13 protein-coding genes and 1 tRNA gene are annotated in these 16,217 nt (G+C 65.4%); 6 read left to right on the forward strand and 8 right to left on the reverse strand.

Annotated features, from left to right (window positions below):
* Positions 1-21: 21 nt before the first annotated feature.
* Positions 22-2,031: a S8 family serine peptidase gene (locus FJV41_RS10845; protein ID WP_141642371.1), complete on the forward strand. Its 2,010-nt coding sequence runs from the start codon at positions 22-24 to the stop codon at positions 2,029-2,031.
* A 37-nt stretch (positions 2,032-2,068) separates the two neighbouring features.
* Here FJV41_RS10845 and FJV41_RS10850 read toward each other — a convergent pair whose 3' ends face one another.
* The gene (locus FJV41_RS10850) at positions 2,069-2,374 is read right to left on the reverse strand and encodes a hypothetical protein (RefSeq protein WP_141642372.1); all 306 of its coding nucleotides are present in this window, start codon (positions 2,372-2,374) and stop codon (positions 2,069-2,071) included.
* Between the two features lie 182 nt (positions 2,375-2,556).
* On the opposite strand from FJV41_RS10850, the gene FJV41_RS10855 reads away from it, so the two are divergent.
* Both FJV41_RS10855 and opgC read left to right on the forward strand, forming a co-directional pair.
* On the forward strand, positions 2,557-4,539 hold the full coding sequence (locus tag FJV41_RS10855; RefSeq protein WP_141642373.1) for a CotH kinase family protein: 1,983 nt from the start codon (positions 2,557-2,559) through the stop codon (positions 4,537-4,539).
* A gap of 47 nt (positions 4,540-4,586) precedes the next feature.
* The gene (opgC, locus tag FJV41_RS10860; protein ID WP_141642374.1) at positions 4,587-5,675 is read left to right on the forward strand and encodes an OpgC domain-containing protein; all 1,089 of its coding nucleotides are present in this window, start codon (positions 4,587-4,589) and stop codon (positions 5,673-5,675) included.
* 6 nt (positions 5,676-5,681) lie between these two features.
* Here opgC and FJV41_RS10865 read toward each other — a convergent pair whose 3' ends face one another.
* From FJV41_RS10865 to FJV41_RS10875, 3 genes are all read right to left on the reverse strand, one after another.
* A complete protein-coding gene (locus tag FJV41_RS10865; protein ID WP_141642375.1) occupies positions 5,682-6,068 on the reverse strand; it encodes a hypothetical protein in 387 nt (128 codons plus the stop codon).
* 139 nt (positions 6,069-6,207) lie between these two features.
* Positions 6,208-7,248 (reverse strand): cytochrome-c peroxidase, encoded by a 1,041-nt coding sequence (locus FJV41_RS10870; protein ID WP_220137849.1) that lies wholly within the window; start codon positions 7,246-7,248, stop codon positions 6,208-6,210.
* Between the two features lie 114 nt (positions 7,249-7,362).
* Entirely contained in the window at positions 7,363-8,034 is a 672-nt protein-coding gene (locus FJV41_RS10875; protein WP_141642377.1) for a carbonic anhydrase, read from the reverse strand.
* A 208-nt stretch (positions 8,035-8,242) separates the two neighbouring features.
* Between FJV41_RS10875 and FJV41_RS10880 the strand changes: the two genes are divergently transcribed.
* The gene (locus FJV41_RS10880) at positions 8,243-8,902 is read left to right on the forward strand and encodes a pentapeptide repeat-containing protein (protein ID WP_141642378.1); all 660 of its coding nucleotides are present in this window, start codon (positions 8,243-8,245) and stop codon (positions 8,900-8,902) included.
* A 36-nt stretch (positions 8,903-8,938) separates the two neighbouring features.
* On the opposite strand, the gene FJV41_RS10885 is transcribed toward FJV41_RS10880, so the two are convergent.
* The gene (locus tag FJV41_RS10885; RefSeq protein WP_141642379.1) at positions 8,939-9,901 is read right to left on the reverse strand and encodes a hypothetical protein; all 963 of its coding nucleotides are present in this window, start codon (positions 9,899-9,901) and stop codon (positions 8,939-8,941) included.
* 250 nt (positions 9,902-10,151) lie between these two features.
* Here FJV41_RS10885 and FJV41_RS10890 point away from each other — a divergent pair, with 250 nt between their 5' ends.
* A complete protein-coding gene (locus FJV41_RS10890; RefSeq protein WP_141642380.1) occupies positions 10,152-10,601 on the forward strand; it encodes a hypothetical protein in 450 nt (149 codons plus the stop codon).
* Between the two features lie 1,131 nt (positions 10,602-11,732).
* The gene (locus tag FJV41_RS10895) at positions 11,733-12,260 is read left to right on the forward strand and encodes a hypothetical protein (protein WP_141642381.1); all 528 of its coding nucleotides are present in this window, start codon (positions 11,733-11,735) and stop codon (positions 12,258-12,260) included.
* Between the two features lie 17 nt (positions 12,261-12,277).
* Here FJV41_RS10895 and FJV41_RS10900 read toward each other — a convergent pair whose 3' ends face one another.
* The 3 genes from FJV41_RS10900 to FJV41_RS10910 form a co-directional block, all read right to left on the reverse strand.
* A complete protein-coding gene (locus tag FJV41_RS10900; RefSeq protein WP_141642382.1) occupies positions 12,278-12,844 on the reverse strand; it encodes a hypothetical protein in 567 nt (188 codons plus the stop codon).
* Between the two features lie 695 nt (positions 12,845-13,539).
* A tRNA-Leu gene (locus FJV41_RS10905) sits at positions 13,540-13,625 on the reverse strand.
* A gap of 160 nt (positions 13,626-13,785) precedes the next feature.
* A complete protein-coding gene (locus tag FJV41_RS10910; RefSeq protein WP_246137144.1) occupies positions 13,786-15,720 on the reverse strand; it encodes an amidohydrolase in 1,935 nt (644 codons plus the stop codon).
* Positions 15,721-16,217 lie beyond the last annotated feature (497 nt).

Consider the following 16,217-nt stretch of genomic DNA (forward strand, 5'->3'; position numbering starts at 1 on the left):
CCCACTCTCAGGCCCACACCCATGAAGTTCCGTTCCACCACACCCCTGTCCCTTGTCCTGTCAGCGTTTGTCCTCGGCGGCTGCACGAACCCGACCGACCTCTCGCCCCAGGCCGCCACATCCCAGCGCACCGGGACACGGCGCGTCCCTCACCACTACATCGTCGTGCTCAAGCCACCCGCGACCCAAGGCATGCTCCTGCCCCAGAAGGCGCGCGAGCACGTACTGAGCGTCGCCAGTGCCCACGCGGCGAAGGTGAGTCGCACGTATGCCCATGCGCTCCAGGGCTTCGCGGCCGAGCTCGATGAAGCGAGCGTGGCGGCACTGCGCGCGGATGCACGCGTCGCGCTCGTCGAACAGGACGCCTGGGTGCGCCTGCACGCGGAGCCGAGGACGGACTCCTGGGGCCTGGACCGCGTGGACCAGGAAGACCTCCCCCTCGATGGCCTCTACCAGCCCACGCACGGCGGCGCGGGCGTCCACGCCTATGTCATCGACACGGGCATCCGCTCGACGCACACGCAGTTCCTGGGGCGCCTGGGAGCGGGCTTCGACGGAGTGGACCCCAACGGCGGCGCGGAGGACTGCGACGGCCATGGCACCCATGTCGCGGGAACGCTCGGCGGTTCGACGTGGGGCGTGGCCAGGGCGGTGACGCTGCATCCCGTGCGCGTCCTGGACTGCGGTGGAGAGGGCACCGTCTCTGGAATCATCGAGGGCATCGACTGGGTCACCGCCCACCATGAGTCTCCCGCCGTCGCCAACCTCAGTCTGGGCATGGAGCCCTCGGAGGCGCTGGACCTCGCGGTCCGCAATGCCGTGGCAGCGGGCATCACCACGGTGGTGGCGGCGGGCAATCGCAGCGGCGACGCATGCGGTGGGTCACCGGCTCGTACGCCGGAAGCCCTCACCGTGGGCGCCACCAACCTCGCGGACAGGAAGGCGTGGTTCTCCAACTACGGCGCCTGCATCGACCTGTTCGCGCCGGGTGACGAAATCATCTCCGCGGGCATCGCCGACGACAGTGCGACCGAGGTGCTCTCCGGTACGTCGATGGCCACACCGCACGTCGCGGGCGTCGCCGCGCTCTATCTGGAGGCTCACCCCACCGCCACTCCGACGCAGGTGATGGCGGCACTCGCGGGCGCCGCCATTCCGGGACGGGTGAAGGAGGCCGGGCCGCGCTCACCCAACCTGCTGCTCCAGGCCCGCCTCGCCCCCTCCCCTCGCGATGACCACCGCCCCTGGGCGCACCTGCTGACCCCTCTACCGGGAACCACGGTCCGAGACACGCCGCGCGTGCATGTGCTGGCCTGGGATGACGTCGCCATCCGCCGCGTGGACCTCTGGGTCAACGGAGTGCTCCTCGCCAGCGACGACACCCGCCCCTTCGACTTCGCCTGGGACACGCGACAGGAACTCAATGGCCCCACCACCCTGGAGGTCCGCGCCTATGACACGGCGCTCAAGGCCCACCGGACCGCGCCCGTGACGGTGACGGTGCGCAACCCTGGCATCGCCGACTACGACTCGACGCTCCTCGCCCCCCGATGCACCGCGCTCACGGCCTCGTGCGACACCGGGCAGCTCGTCCGGGGAATGGGAGGCGTCGGTCCGGAACCCCATGCGCCCAACACGCTCGGCGGCAGCTGCCCGGATGGAGAAGAGGGCACCTATCTCGTCACCGCGACGCTGGAGGGCCTGCGCATCACCAGCCAGGATGGCGGCCCCCTCACCGCGGGCAGGCAGGTGACGCTCACGGCGACTGTCTTTGGCTTCGTGCCGTTCCTGGAGGAGGTGAATCTCTTTCACGCCCCAGACGCACGCACCCCTCAATGGACACACGTCGCGAGGCTCCAGGTCGAGGTCCCCGGTGAACATGAGCTGTCCACCACCTTCACCCTGCCCGACGGAGGACTCCAGGCGATTCGGGGCGTGCTCGGAACCAATCCCTCCCACGCCAGTTGCGAGCCCGGGATGTGGTTGGACCACGACGACCTCGCCTTCTCCGTGGCGCGCCGGGGCCGCTGAAGCACGCTTGTGAAGTCTCGTCGTAGGGCCCGGGACGTCAGTGCGGTCGAGGCGTCCCCGGGCCCGCATCGAGCATGCGCACCACCACGATGCGACACGCTCCGCACACCACGCCCGCGCGCTCCCAGTGGACCTGGTCTTCCAACTCGCGGGCGTCCTCGGGCCCTTCCTCCAGCCGTTGGACCAGCTCCGCGAGGGCGTCCCGCTCCCCGTCTCCGGGCTCGTCACCGGAGTCGAGCAGGTCCTGCTCACCCTCCAGCACCAGGTTGAAGCGGTAGTACACCTCGCGGGGGCTCAGCGCGCGCCCACACGTCGCACAGTGCCGGGGTCTCGGCTCCGTCATCGCAAGTCCCACCCTCGCTCGAGTGAGCAGCAGCCATGGCAATCCGCCATCCCCAGCGTGGCACACTGCCACGCCCTCCCGACACCACTCCGTGAATTCAGGGAGATAGTTTGAGGCACGAGTATTGCTGAGTGGCCGCGTGGTGCTTGTCGCCCCTGGCCCCCCACCACCGTGCCCCGAACATGAATGAGTCGTTTTCTCCCGAAGTCCCGGGGCGCCGTGCCCTGGCGCGCCCGCGCAGCCTCACCCCACCCGGGAGATGGACGCTCTCTGGGGCGCTCGCCCTGCTCATGCTGTCGCTCGGTGCCTGTCGGGACACGCCTCGTGAGGAGCAGGAGCCCGGTGAGCAGGTGGAGGAGGCGCCCCATCCGGTCGGCCTCACCATCGACGCCATGGACAACGAGCAGCACGTCCTGCGCGGCGGCTTCCGGGTCGATGCGGGCGTCGTCCGGGTAGAGGTCTACGAGGGTTCGATGCTCCTCGGTGAGGCGGTGCTGGAGGGAGAGGGTCGGTGGAGCATTCCCTGGCAGCCGAGTCACGCGAGCGAGGCCCTGGAGGTCATCGCCTATCACGACACCGGGACGGAGAACCGCACCCGGCTCGACTTCCAGCGCTTGAGCTTCACGTCGCCGGAGAGCCTGTATGCATCCGAGGCGCTCCTCACGCTGCCCACGTCACCTGACACGACGACGCGCTACACCCTGGATGGTTCGACTCCGGGGCCCTCCTCTCCCGTCTACACGGCCCCCCTGGCGCTGATGAATCGGAGCGGGCAGCCCGCGCCGCTCAGCCTCATCCGGACCAACCCCGAGGTTTCGCCCGAGGATTGGCGCTGGAAGCCACCCACCCTGCCCGTGACGCTCGGCACGGTGGTGCGAGTGCAGCGGTTCGCGGGTGAGACGCCGGTGGAGACGGGGCAGGCGCGCACGTATCTCATCGGCCAGCGGCCCTACACGCTGCCCGTCCTGTCACTGGTGACGGACGCGGAGAACTTCTTCGACGCCGTCCGCGGAATCTATGTCCCGGGCCGCGTCTACGAGGAGACGCCTGGTGGGTTCGAGGGGTGGGGCACCGGCAATTACATGCAGGATGGCAAGGATTGGGAGCGCCCGGTCCACGTCGAGTGGTTCGAAGAAGCGGGCACGCCTGTGATTGCCCAGAACGCGGGGGTGCGCATCCACGGCTCGGGGAGCGCGGCGCTGCCGCAGAAGAGCCTGCGGCTGTATGCCAAGGAAGACTATGGCCCCGAGCTGTTCCACGCCGACATCTTCCCGGGCCATCCGCTGCGCGACTTCAAGCGCCTGATGGTCCGCACCTCGGGACAGGACCAGCAATACACCAAGCTCAAGGACTGCGTCTTCCAGGGCCTGCTGCGCGACACGACGCTGGCCCTCCAGGCCTGTCGGCCCACGGTGGTGTTCCTCAATGGCGAGTACTGGGGGCTGCATGAGCTGCGCGAGCGCTATGACGAGTATTACCTGGCGAGCCACCATGGGCTGAACCGGAAGGACATCGTCATCCTGGAGAACGCCGGCGACCTCGACACGGGGGAGCCGGAGGACAGCCTTCCGTACACGGAGCTGCTGACGTACGTGCGGGAGCACGACCTGTCCGTCCCCGAGCACTATGCACACGTCGTGGAGCGCATGGATGTGGAGGACTTCATCGACTACCACGTCGCGCAGCTCTACTTCGGCAACGAGGACTGGCCGGACAACAACGTCAAGTTCTGGCGCAATCGCGCGGGGAACGGCGCGACGGGAGCCGGGGACGGTCGCTGGCGCTGGCTGCTGTACGACCTGGACGCCTCGTTCTTCGCGGGGCCGGAGTTCAACTCGCTGGGACGGCTCCTGCATGACGAGCGCCTCGGCGAGCCCTTCGTGGTGCTGCTGCGGAGCCTGCTGAAGTCGCCCGACTTCAAGGGGCTGTTCATCGCCCGCTTCCGCTGGCACCTGGAGAACACCTTCGCGCCGGAGCGAGTCGTCGCGTTTCTCGACGCGGCGGCGGCGCGGCTCGAGCCCGAGCTGCCCGAGCACATCGGGCGGTGGCGGTACCCGACCTCGATGGAGCGCTGGCGTGAGGACGTCCAGTTCATGCGAGACACCGCGCTGCGGCGACCGGACGCATTGCGCGGGTTCCTGGAGCAGGAGCTGGGCGCGCCGTAACGGGCCGAGGGCGCCCGCCCTTCCGCGCCCGGACGCTCGACGTCTCCATGCCACGCCGACCCGAGCTGGATGCCTTGCGGGGACTGCTTCTCGTCTTGATGACGCTGACGCACCTGCCCACGCGGCTGAACGCGTACAGCAGTCAGCCGTTCGGCTTCGTGTCGGCGGCCGAGGGGTTCGTGTTCCTGTCGGCGTTCCTCGTGGGGGGCTCGCACGCGAAGAGCTGGGACACACCCGTGCGCCTGTGGGCGAGCCTGCGAAGTCGGGCGCTGAAGGTCTACGCGCACCATGTCGGGCTGTTGCTCTTCGCCTTCACCGTCATCGGCACGATGGGGTGGCTGGCGAACCGGCCCGCCATCCGCAACCTGCTCGACTTCTACCACCAGGAGCCGCTCACAGCGCTGCTGAGCAGCCTCGTCCTGCTGTACTGCCCGCCGCTGCTCGACATCCTGCCGCTGTATGTCGTGCTGCTGTTCCTGACGCCGTTCGTGCTGCTCGCGGCGCGCGAGGCGGGCTGGGCGAAGGTGCTGTGCCTGAGTGGACTCGTGTGGCTCTGGGCGCAGCTCGGATTGAAGCGCGCGCTGTACACATGGATGGGAGACCTCACGTGGCTGCCCATCAAGATTGACCAGTCCGGGGCGTTCGACTTGTTCGCCTGGCAGTTTCTCTGGGTGCTGGGCGTGTGGACGGGGAGCCAGCGGGCCAGGACGAAGGCGCCTCAGGGACGCGCATCCTCGGTGCTGCTGGGGGGCGCGTGGGTGGTGGGCCTGATGTTCCTGCTGGCGCGGTACGAGGTGGAGCCCTTCGTGTTGCTCACGCGCCTGCCCGTGCTCCTGGACAAGTGGACGCTGGCGCCGCTGCGACTGGTGAACTTCCTGGCGCTGGCGGTGCTCGCGGACCGGGGCTCACCGCGCGTCTATCACTGGCTGAAGCCGCGGGTGCTGGTGCTGCTGGGGAGCGCGTCGCTTCCCGTTTTCAGTGTCCACCTGGTGCTGTGCCTGTTGAGCCTGGCGCTCATCAACGAGAACGAGGCGCCGCTCGACAGCCTGGAGGAGATGGCCGTGCTGGTGGTGACGTTCGCCAGCATGCTCCTCGTGGCCGTACGTCACCGGCGACGCACGGCGCTCACGGGGTGATGGCGGTCAGGGCGACGGCTCGGCGCACGCGTAGACCGTGATGACGACCTCCGCGTTGATGCTCACCGCGAGGGCGAGTGCCGCCACGGGGAGCTGGTAGCGCACCTGATGCGGCGTGGCGCCGGCTTGGATGCCGATATCCAGCGTCCGCTCCGAACACCGGTCCCACTCCTCCCGCGCATCCTTGGGAAGGCGGGTGATGAGGGTCGCCAGACGCATCACCGCCTCCTCGGGCGACTCGGGTTGCTCGTCGAGCTCCAGGCACGCGAACCCGTCCTCGGCGTGAACCGGGGCGACCGAGTCGCCTAGCGCGCTCAGCAACCTGGACAGGCCGAACTGACTCTTGAGGTCCAAGTCGACATTCAGGAACGTGGTCTCTGCGTGCCGCGACATGGGTTCTCCTGACAAGGTCACTCGCCGGGAATGGACTGACAAGGGCCAAGGCAGCCCGAGCATTCGACGGGAGCACCGTCCTGACGAGCCGTCATGTCACGTCGCCTGACAACGTGCCTCGAAATCGGTGGGCGAAGCTTCAGGGTGTCACCCTCTCCCCAGAGAGGGCGCGCTCACTCCTGGGCTTCGGGATCACCTCGGTGTGCGTGAGTTCGGAGAACGAGGTGCTGGTGAGCGCCTCGACAAAAGCCACCAGGTCGGCCCGCTCTTGAGGGGTGAACGGGGGCCGGCGGGCGCCTCGACTGACGCGAGAATCCAGCTCGCGCTCCACGGCCTCGCTCAGCGAGGGAACACCGCCGTCGTGCATGTAGGGCGCCGTGAGGGCGGCATTGCGCAGGCTGGGCGTCCGGAAGCGCCCCATGTCCTCCGGGCGAAGTGTCACGACGAAGCGCCCCAGCGCGGCCACGTCCTCTCGTGTGGCCACGGCGGAGAAGCGCTCGGTCTCGGACATTCGGGTCACTTCGCGAGCCACCGTGGGCAGCCGCGACTTGAGGTCCTCGCGCGGCTCGCCCGCGTGGAAGCGCCCATCCGTGAAGGTGGCCGCCTGGGGGCCCACGGTGTGGCAGCGACCGCACTCGGCGCGACCCAGGAACAGCTTGAGGCCCCGGCGCTGGGACTCGTCGAGCGCGGCGGAATCCTTGCCGAAGTGGAAGCGCTCAAACGGAGAAGGGCCGGACTTGAGCGTGCGCACATAGGCCGCGATGGACCGGGTGATGGTCCCGGTGGAGACCTCCTCGTTGGGAAAAGCCAGGGCGTGGGCCGCGGCATGGCGCTGACGGACACGAGCCACCAGGTTCTCGGGAGAACTCAGCGCGTGCTCTTGAGGATGCAGGAGCGGGTCGAGGATGAGCGCTTCCAGGGAGGTCCTCCTCCCATCCCAGAACAACGTCCGAGCATCCGCCACATCGAGCAGGCTGGGAGCATTTCGCGTGCCCACGCGGTGATGCGCGCCGAGAGAGCGAGCATCCCTGTCGGAGAAGACGCGCTCCGGCAGATGGCAAGACATGCAGGCGACCCGGCCATCGGCGCTCAAGGAGGTATCGAAGAACAGCGCGCGGCCGAGCACCTCCCGCTGCCGCTCGGACGCCGACGCCGTCATTGCCAGACAAAGGCCGGACATCACGGCCCAGCTCAAGAGTTGGCGCAACGAAAGCCCCCTGCCTCTCCAACGTCAATCCAGCCGTGTCGAACAACCATCAGGCCCGGGAATTAGCACCCGGGAGTACGGGCCCGCTCAGAACACCTGACGGAGCCCGAAGCGACCACGGGCGCGCGCGGAGTCGCCGTCCACGGCGACCACGGGGGCGTACTGCCCAAGTTCCGGGTCATAGGCATGCACCGAGCCGGACTCGAGCTGGTACACCCAGGCATAGAGGTTGAGCTGGCGGCGTGCGAGCCCTTCGGCGACGACGGGCAGCGAGCGCAGGTGCTCGACCTGGACGAGGACGTTCTCCATCACAGCCGCGGTCTGCAAGGAGGGGCCGGTCAGGTGGCTGTAGCTCTCCTGGAGGATGCGGCGGGTGGGCTCAGCGTGGCGGAGCCAGTCGCGCATCTCCGGGAGGCGGGCCAACTGCTCGGGGTGGAGAAGGCCCTGCATGGCGCCGCAGCGGGTGTGGCCGCAGACGATGATGTGGCGCACTTCCAGGGCCGCCACGGCGTACTCGATGGTGGCCGCCTCGCCGTTGTTGGGGGTGCCGTGGGGCGGGACGAGGTTGCCCGCGTTGCGGATGATGAAGAGCTCGCCCGGCCCCGCGCCGGTCAGCTCGTTGGGGAGGACTCGCGAGTCCGAGCAGGTGATGAAGAGCACCTCGGGGCTCTGCGCCTCGGCGAGCCGGGAGTACAGCTCCTGCTTGGAGCGAAAGACCTCCGTCTGGAAGTGGTGAAGGCCGGGGATGAGTTTCTCCATGGAGCGGAGACTTCCCCATGAGCGGGGGCGCCGACAACCCTGATGTCGAGGAGAATGTCGTCCGCAGTGCGACATCCAGGAGGGCTCGCGTTGCGCACACTCGGGCCGTGCGATGCAACTTCGAACTCCTGATTCTCGCCAGAAGCGGTGAGGCATCGCCCCATTCATCGTCGCCGTTGAGTCAGCGGGAACAGGCGATAGTGGGACTGTGAGCGAGACCGACGGAGCCGGGGCCGAGGGAACGCAGCGCCTGCTGCGAGAGACGTACTTCGAGAACGAGACCTTCACGAACCTCGATCTCCAGAACGCCGAACTGGCCGACAAGGAGTTCTATCGCTGCACCTTCGAGAACTGTCAGCTCCAGGAGAGCCGGTGGAAGGACAGCATCCTCGAAGCGTGCGTCGTCCGGGGATGCAACGTCACGCGCGCGCAATTCGGCCGGATCGCGCTCAGGGAGGTCCGGTTCGAGGGCTCCAAGCTGATCGGCATCGACTGGAGCAACATCGCCTCGAACCCGGAGTTCTCGTTCGTGGATTCGGGCCTGTCCTACTGCTCATTCGTCGGGCTCAGCATGAGGAAGATGGAGTTCCTGCGCTGCGTGGCCCGCGAGGTGAACTTCTACGACCTGGACCTGACCGACTCGGACTTCAAGGGGACAGACCTCTCCGGAAGCAACTTCCGGGGCTGCACGCTGACACGGACGGACTTCTCGGAGACCCAGGGAGCGTTCCTGGACCCGGCGCACAACCGGCTGAAGGACACCCGTGTGCCGCTGGACTCCGTGGTCAATCTGGCCAAGACACTCGGCATGCGCGTGGCGGGATATCACGACGAGGTGTCCACGAAAGGGAAGAAGAAGGCTCGGTAGCGACAGGGCCGAGCCTTCTCGGACGGCAGGGATTTGTCAGAAGGGAGGCGTGTCGCAAGAGATCCAGTTGCAGTTCGACCTGAACGCCCAGGTCAGGTGATATCCATCACCGTCCGCGTCCAAGACATCCCACCGATGGTTTCGGATGTAGTACTCCTGCACGCCGCAGGCCTGGCCACCCGGGCAGGCCCAATAGCTGGCGGAATGCCACCAGTACGACGCCATCTCCCCCGCGAAAACGGCCCAGGCCCCTCTCGCGACATTGTCGTAGGAGAGCTGCAACCTCAAACTCCCCCGATAGGGTGCCGCCTGGATGAACGCCGTCTTGGCGTTACGGGAGGCCGCACCATTGCCGGTTCTATTGGGCAGACAGTCGAAAAACTCTCCCCACTTGTAGCAGGCAGAATCTCGCCAAAGCGCCCCCTGGTCACTCGTCCATGACTGGGTGACAGAGTCTCCCGTCTGCGCACCAGGATCCGGGGCAAATCCCTCGGAGAAGTCCAGGCTCGGGACGGCCGCATCCCACGCAGGCAGATGGAAGTCATCGGGCGCCTCCCGGCGCGATTCGGCCCGGACCAATGCGTCCGGCGGCGTGGCGCCTCCCGTGAGCCGGCGATAGAGCGCGACGGCGGAGCGGTCGGCCCCCTCCTGGTCGCGCAGGAAACGCCCATCCTCAACGGGCCCGCGCTCCACGACGAGGAGGCCACCGGGCTGCACATCGTAGAATTCAACGAAGTGCGCGGGTGCCATCTCGACACGGGCAACCAGGTGGTTGAGTTCATCGAGCTTCGGCCGCAGCTTCTGCGTGGCGTCCAATGCGGCCGCCGGGTCGGATTCGTAGAGTTGGTCGATGCGCTGGAGTGACAGTTGCGCCTCAGCCAGTGATGGAGGGGCGAGGTTGATCGGCGTTTGACCATCATCCAGAGAATCACTGCACCCTGTTGACGCCAGTGCGGCCGCCAGCAGGAACCCCCGTCGAAATAGGCCATTGCGCTTCATTGCGTATCCTCCAATCACGTCATTGGGCACGCCCAACTGCCCATTCACATACCCCGACGGCCCGCGAACAAACATCCCTAAGCCTAGGGATGGACCTGTTCGCGTGGCGACCCGCGAAATCGCGTCGGCATCGAGGGCACGGAGCCTCATCTGAGCGATTCTGGACACTCGCCACTCATGCAACCAGGACTCTCATGCAAGTCAGTTAATATACGACTGCCTTTCCACCCTGAACACACAGGAGCGCCTCATGTCAGTTCCGACTATCGTGAAGCACTTTCTACGTGGTGCGGTGATAGTTTCGGCAGGGGTCTTGCTTGGTGCCTGTGGCGAGCCCCTTGCGTCCGAGGAAGAGGGAATCGACACGGGAGACACCGTCACCGCCCTCGACATCCCTCCTCCAACGGCAACCATGGGATGCGGAAGAAACCCGCAGACCTATGCGGTCTCCTGCACCGGCAGCGCCAGTAACGGTGTAGCGCCGTATACCTACCAGTGGTCGATCATTGATGACTTCGGGAATGGGCCGTATGGCGACGACTGGTGGAACAACTCGACCACCTATAGTGACTACTGCCAGTGGGGGCTCTACACATACGGGACATACTACGACAAGTACATCCGGTTCCGCGTCCTCGACGCCAACACCTACGTGTCGAACGTGGTTCAGGTCAGGTACCGCTGCTGGAGTCCAAACTAACAGCACGCCGCATATGACTGAGCGTGCTTGACGTCTCGCAGAAGCATACTCAGTGACACATCCCGGACGAACGTCGGAACCCGCCCACCGAGAAGTGGGCGGGCGGCGTGGGCAGATTCAGGCGGCCGCGACCAGCTCAGACGAGCGAAATCGAGTCGCACATTTGGAATGGTCGCCTTCGGCGGGCGTCCCGCAGCATTCCTTTTGCGTGGGTACGAACAGCTAGTCAACGCAACAAACAGACCTATCAACGGTGTAGCCGCCCCCCTCGTCCACCCTGACGACGGTGCATTTCCCATAGCTCTTGACGCTACTGCCGCGACGCGCGCAGTCTTCCCGTCCGTACTGAAGTGATTGAGCACACGCAGCCGCATATGATTCTCGTTCAGCGCGATACAGCAAACAGGACTCCAGGGCGCCCTCATCGCTGACCGGATCTTGCGGCGATGCGCCCGGTTCAATGCCGCCACACCCGAACAGAATGATCGCTGAGAGTCCCACGGCAACAATCCCATTGCGCGCCATGCGATTCCTTCCTTTCGAGTCACGACTACGCGGAAACCATAGCATCACACAACATTCCTAACAACATGGGCATCCAAGAGCCCCTTCGGCGCTTGCCGCAAAACTGAAGGACTCGTGCGGCATTGAATTCCCAAACTCCCAGAGGCAGTCTTTTGATGGCTCCTCGACAGGCCCGCCGAGAAGCCACCCAGCGACGTGAACGACTCATCACGTCGGCGTCGAAGCCTTCGAGTTCCACCCGGCGTAAGTCGACCCGCGAATCTCACGGGAAATCGGCACGGATCTCAAGGCACTGCACTTCGCCCGAGGCCAGCGTCGGATGGAGGGAGGGAACACGGCCGCTCGTCTACTACCGGTGAGCGTCAAGGTAGTTGTCGCGCGCGAGGGCTCAGCCGAGGCCACTTCTTCCCCAACACAGGGGAGGCCAGAGCCCCCACCGTCCTCCAGGACAATAGGTCTATCACCCAGCAAACACGCACTGAGCCAACAAAATCCAGCAGAAATTCCCGCTCTTGTCTTTAACGAAAACCGCCGCATCCTGAACATGCCTGCCCCACTCGGACCCCGATCCCCAAGAGACACAGACGGCCGAAACAGGAGGCAACAATGCAACACGCCAAGCCGCCACAAAGTGACTGGTACCACCTCGGGATTGCGGTAGCGCTACTCTCCTCGGGAGTCGCAGCAGCAGAAACAGTGACGCTGGAATGCGCAGGCACAAGCGCCCTTCATTACGAGCCTGGTCTCACAAATACACCACAGCAGGTATCTTTCACATCGAAGACCACCTATGGCCCGTACCTGGGGATTCCGCTGGAAATTGCATCAGGAACTTCACAAGGCTTTGGCTCAAGCATCAATAGCGGCACCTTCGCCTCCACCTCATTCACACACACCACCACCTGGAATGACAGCACCACCAGCGTCATCACAGGAAGCAGCGTTGTCTCAGCCAGGCCTGCGGGAGAGAAGATAATTGTCGCGAATGGCGTCGCCGTAAGCGGTAGGTTTCAAGGGGCCCAGGTCGTGAGAACATTGACGTTGTTGAACACCGACCTGCTTGGATGCTTCACGCCCGAAGTGGTTTCGGACGTTGCGGGACCTGTGACGCCCACAGTCGTCAAACTGCTCTAACGACGCGCCTCGGGCCACTACTCGAAAGCCGTGAAGGAGAAGGTCGATTGGAAGTCGACGTTCGCGCCCTTACTCGTGAAGGAGGGGGCCGCCGAGCCGCGCAGTACCACATTGAACTTGCCTGCGAGAAAGCGCGTGTAGTCCTCCGCCGCCATTGCCTCCGAGTCAAAGTCGACGATGAACGGCACTGGGCCACTTCCCGTGGGGTTCTCCAGATGGCCCGCGAAGTACGTGTTGTTGGACTCCTCTGTGAGGAAGAGGATGTCCACGCGGCCGGTGAAGACCTCGTCGAGCGACGCCACGCCCACGCTGGCTGCGCCCAGGGTGAGCGTGAGGCTGGCGAGCTCAACGCGCGATGGCTGCCGGCCATTCAACTTCTCGCGCGCTGTATCGACGAAGACCTTGAAGGGATTGCCCGACTCCGTCGAGATGCCCTTCTGGGAAGTAACGGTGGCATTGACCGTGTCGGACGACTTGGCCTTGAGGTTGATGCCGACCGGCGCTGAGTATGAAACCGCATCGCCGCCACAGCCGATGAGTGCCTGGGCGGTGAGCAGAACGAGCAGGAAAATTCGGTGAGTCATGGGAGCCTTTCCGGGAGAAATGGGTACGCTCGACTCGGCTCATCCTGTGAGCGCTGCACTTTGCGAATAGAGACCCCTTCGGGAGTCCGCTGGCCACATCGCCAGTTGCCCGGAAACTCAAGAGCCCACGCGCTCGGCCCGCTGAGGCAACAGGCCCCCGCTGTGAGGAGCGGAGAGGTCACACTCCCGGTGACGGAAAGATCGAACCCCTCCCGGAAAGAGCCCCGGCGTCCCCCTGTGACAGGGGTGTACCGGCACACCGACGAGCGAGTCGCGGCCCTTCAGCAGGCCCACGACTTCGCTCGCTTCATTGAGCAGACTGAGGGCACGCCGCACAAGCCATACCTCTCAAACTTCGCCGGCGACCTGCATTGAATGCGCGCAATGCCAACCCCGTAAGTGCCCGCGCATGATGAGGTGGCGTCGACTTTCAACATGCGGCGCCACGCTACAAGCCACTACATCGGCGTGAGCTGCGATGCATTGATGATTTTGAGTGAGATGCATTTTCCTGCGGCATCCACATCGAATCGAACAAGGCTGCTATCCGTGATTGTTCGAACCGCCTCAATCATTCTCGGATCTGTTGAAGCACACGAGGCAAACTGGCCAGTACGATTCCTTGCTCCACACCGCACCACGTAGAGGCTAGGGGTGACTTCAGTCTCGCAATATATAAAGACTGAGCAAAGAAGTGCACGAGCCGGGAATCGAACCCGGACGGCCCTTTCGGGCCAGCGGATTTTAAGTCCGCTGCGTCTGCCAGTTCCGCCACTCGTGCGCCAGGAGTTCCGGCACCTTACCTCGCCCCACCCCGCTTTGCATCCCGGTGCAGGCGCCCTGAACCCCTTGCTACCCAAATTCCCCAACAAGGTGAAGCAGATCATTCCCAGTGCAGCCACTCCTCCCGTCAAACCGGGAGGAGCACCACGGAAGCAGGGTCAGTTCCCTCCCACCGTCGCCCTGCCATTCAGGTACGTCTGAATCACCGGAATCCGGCTGATCTGCGTGGGGTCCCCGCCCCGGGCCTTGTCGTAGTCCAGTGGATTGGCCCCCAGCACGACGAAGTCCGCCACCTTGCCCGGCTCGATGCTGCCCACCCACTGGTCGATCTCATGCTGCCGGGCCGGCTCCACGGTCACCGCGCGCAGCGCCTCTTCGACCGTCACCACATGCTCGGGCCCGAGCACGAAGGTCTCCGTGAAGTCAGGATAGGCCCACGTGCGCCGAGTGACAGCCTGCTCCACGAACCAGAGCGGGCGAGCCGGCGTCACCATCGAGTCACTGTGAATCGAGAACGGGATTCCATACCGGCGATCAAACGCCATCGGGTCGAGGTTGCGCGCCCCCTCCTCTCCCAGCATGTCCTTGAAGGCAGCCCCCCAATACGCCACGTGGCCAATGAGGTGCGTCACCCGGACGTCCAGGCTCGGCACCGTCTTCCCGTCGGCAGCCACGTAGGCGCCCTTGCGCATGTCGCCGATGTTCTTGGAGAGCTGCTCCTGCCCCACCGTGTTGTGGATGAGCAGCACCCGATGCGGGCTCACCTGCTGCTGCTGGAGCTGCGCGAACGCATCAATGGCCCACTGATTGGCCAGGTTGCCATTCGCATGCAGTTGGAACCGCCAGGACTTCGTCGCCCAGAGCGGGCTCAAGACGTCGACGATGGCCTGCACGTTCGCGAAGTCGGCCTCCCCCTCCTTCGCGTCCGAGCAGTGGCCCCCATCCGCCAGGTACACATAGGGAGGCCCCAGCAGCGCCGTGCAGCCCTGCGTTGAGCCATCCACCCAGAGCTTGATGCCCCCAGCGCCCAGCCACTTCGGCAGCTTGCACTGTGAGTCCTTGCTCGGGTCGCAAGAAGGCCCCGTCTGCTGGATGTTCCCCTGCGTCGCCGCGTCGTGAGTCACCAGGGCCGTGACACGCAGCGGGAAGTCCTTCTGCTCCGCGAGGAACTTCACGGCCTGGACCTGTGACGCGCTCGCCAGTCCTCCATCCGCGATGGTCGTCAGCCCGGCCCTGCGCAGGTCCTGAATCCCCCGCGCGATGTCCTTCTCGTACTCCTCGACGAGCTGGCGTGGATTCGAGTGCGCCAGCCCCAGCGGCAGGCCCTTCTCCATCGCCGCCATGAAGGGCGCGAAGGCCGCGGACTCCTGGAGCAGCCCCGTGTAGTTCCCATTGTCGTCCTCCACCCACCGTCCACCGTTGGCAGTGACGGACTCGGGGGGCTTGCACTTCCGTGCCCCCTTGCAGACGACCTCGAAGGCCTTCTCGTTCACGTACGCCAGGTGCCCCGACTGGTCCAGGATGAGGACCGGACGGTCCTTGCTCACACACGCATCGAGGTAGAGCTTCGGCTGCTTCATGAAGGGCACTTCGCCGCTCACGCCACACTTGCCCCGAACGAACTGCTGCCGCGACGGGTCCAGGTTCATCCCCAGGACGAACTCCTTGCCCGCGTTCGCGCCAGCGGACTTCACCTGCATCGACTGGAGCGCGCTCAGCAGATCCGCATGCGTGGAGCAGTCCTTCGGCGTGTCCAGCCTGTACGGCGGAGGCAGGCAGGGCGCCAGGTTGTGGGTCCCCAGGAGGTTCTGGGCCAGCGTCGGCAACAGGTGCATGTGCGGATCGATGAACCCCGGCATCAGCACCTGCTCCGGCTGCAGGCGGACCCACTCCACCCCGGAGCCGAGCCCGTCCGTCACCTCCTGCTCTGTCCCCACCTTCAAGATGCGTCCGAGCCCATCCACGGAGACGGCCTCGGCGACTGTCCCCTGGTCATCCAGGGTGACAATCTTCCCGACGAAGACGGTGGTGCCAGCACCGCCAGTGCCGCCGCCTCCCTTCGTCGCGCAGGAAGCCAGGAGGGCGAGCGCCATGGCGGACACCACGGCACGTGCAAGGACATGAGAGTGAACGAGCAACTCTCGACGCAGGTATCGATTCATGCGGCTCCTTTCGAGGGAACACGGCCTATACCAATCGCTCACATCGAGACCTATCGAAATCCATCCCATCCACACGAATCCCCGCGCAATCACTGCCTCCCGAAAGCTGACGCGTCAGCCAGATGTTTTGACGTGTCAAAGCCAGCGCCTGACACGTCAAGGCACGTCGACCCGGCAGGTCGGACAGGTCCGGGCGGCGCCGCGGCCATCCGCCGCTCCCCGGCCCGCACTCCCGATGGACCCCGCATCCCACCTGTGAGCGCTCGGACACTCCTGCCCTCCCCGCACACGCCACGTCCTCCTCACAACTCACGCGCGCCGCCTCGCTCTCAGATTCAGCGAGAATTCCGGAATTCACTGTCCTGAAAGAAGCGCACGTCCCAGACCCGGGGACGAACGACTTTCACCGGTCACCCGTCCATTCTCGG

It is taken from the genome of Myxococcus llanfairpwllgwyngyllgogerychwyrndrobwllllantysiliogogogochensis (genome assembly GCF_006636215.1).
Classification (GTDB): Bacteria; Myxococcota; Myxococcia; order Myxococcales; family Myxococcaceae; genus Myxococcus; species Myxococcus llanfairpwllgwyngyllgogerychwyrndrobwllllantysiliogogogochensis.

Coding starts and splice junctions, on each gene's coding strand:
- FJV41_RS10865 (WP_141642375.1), bottom strand. CDS start 6,068: ATGTCGCGGCACGCAGAGACCACGTTCCTGAATGTCGACTTGGACCTC.
- FJV41_RS10875 (WP_141642377.1), bottom strand. CDS start 8,034: ATGGAGAAACTCATCCCCGGCCTTCACCACTTCCAGACGGAGGTCTTT.
- FJV41_RS10890 (WP_141642380.1), top strand. CDS start 10,152: ATGTCAGTTCCGACTATCGTGAAGCACTTTCTACGTGGTGCGGTGATA.
- FJV41_RS10895 (WP_141642381.1), top strand. CDS start 11,733: ATGCAACACGCCAAGCCGCCACAAAGTGACTGGTACCACCTCGGGATT.
- FJV41_RS10910 (WP_246137144.1), bottom strand. CDS start 15,720: ATGGCGCTCGCCCTCCTGGCTTCCTGCGCGACGAAGGGAGGCGGCGGC.
- FJV41_RS10885 (WP_141642379.1), bottom strand. CDS start 9,901: ATGAAGCGCAATGGCCTATTTCGACGGGGGTTCCTGCTGGCGGCCGCA.
- opgC (WP_141642374.1), top strand. CDS start 4,587: ATGCCACGCCGACCCGAGCTGGATGCCTTGCGGGGACTGCTTCTCGTC.
- FJV41_RS10900 (WP_141642382.1), bottom strand. CDS start 12,844: ATGACTCACCGAATTTTCCTGCTCGTTCTGCTCACCGCCCAGGCACTC.
- FJV41_RS10870 (WP_220137849.1), bottom strand. CDS start 7,248: ATGTCCGGCCTTTGTCTGGCAATGACGGCGTCGGCGTCCGAGCGGCAG.
- FJV41_RS10850 (WP_141642372.1), bottom strand. CDS start 2,374: ATGACGGAGCCGAGACCCCGGCACTGTGCGACGTGTGGGCGCGCGCTG.
- FJV41_RS10845 (WP_141642371.1), top strand. CDS start 22: ATGAAGTTCCGTTCCACCACACCCCTGTCCCTTGTCCTGTCAGCGTTT.
- FJV41_RS10855 (WP_141642373.1), top strand. CDS start 2,557: ATGAATGAGTCGTTTTCTCCCGAAGTCCCGGGGCGCCGTGCCCTGGCG.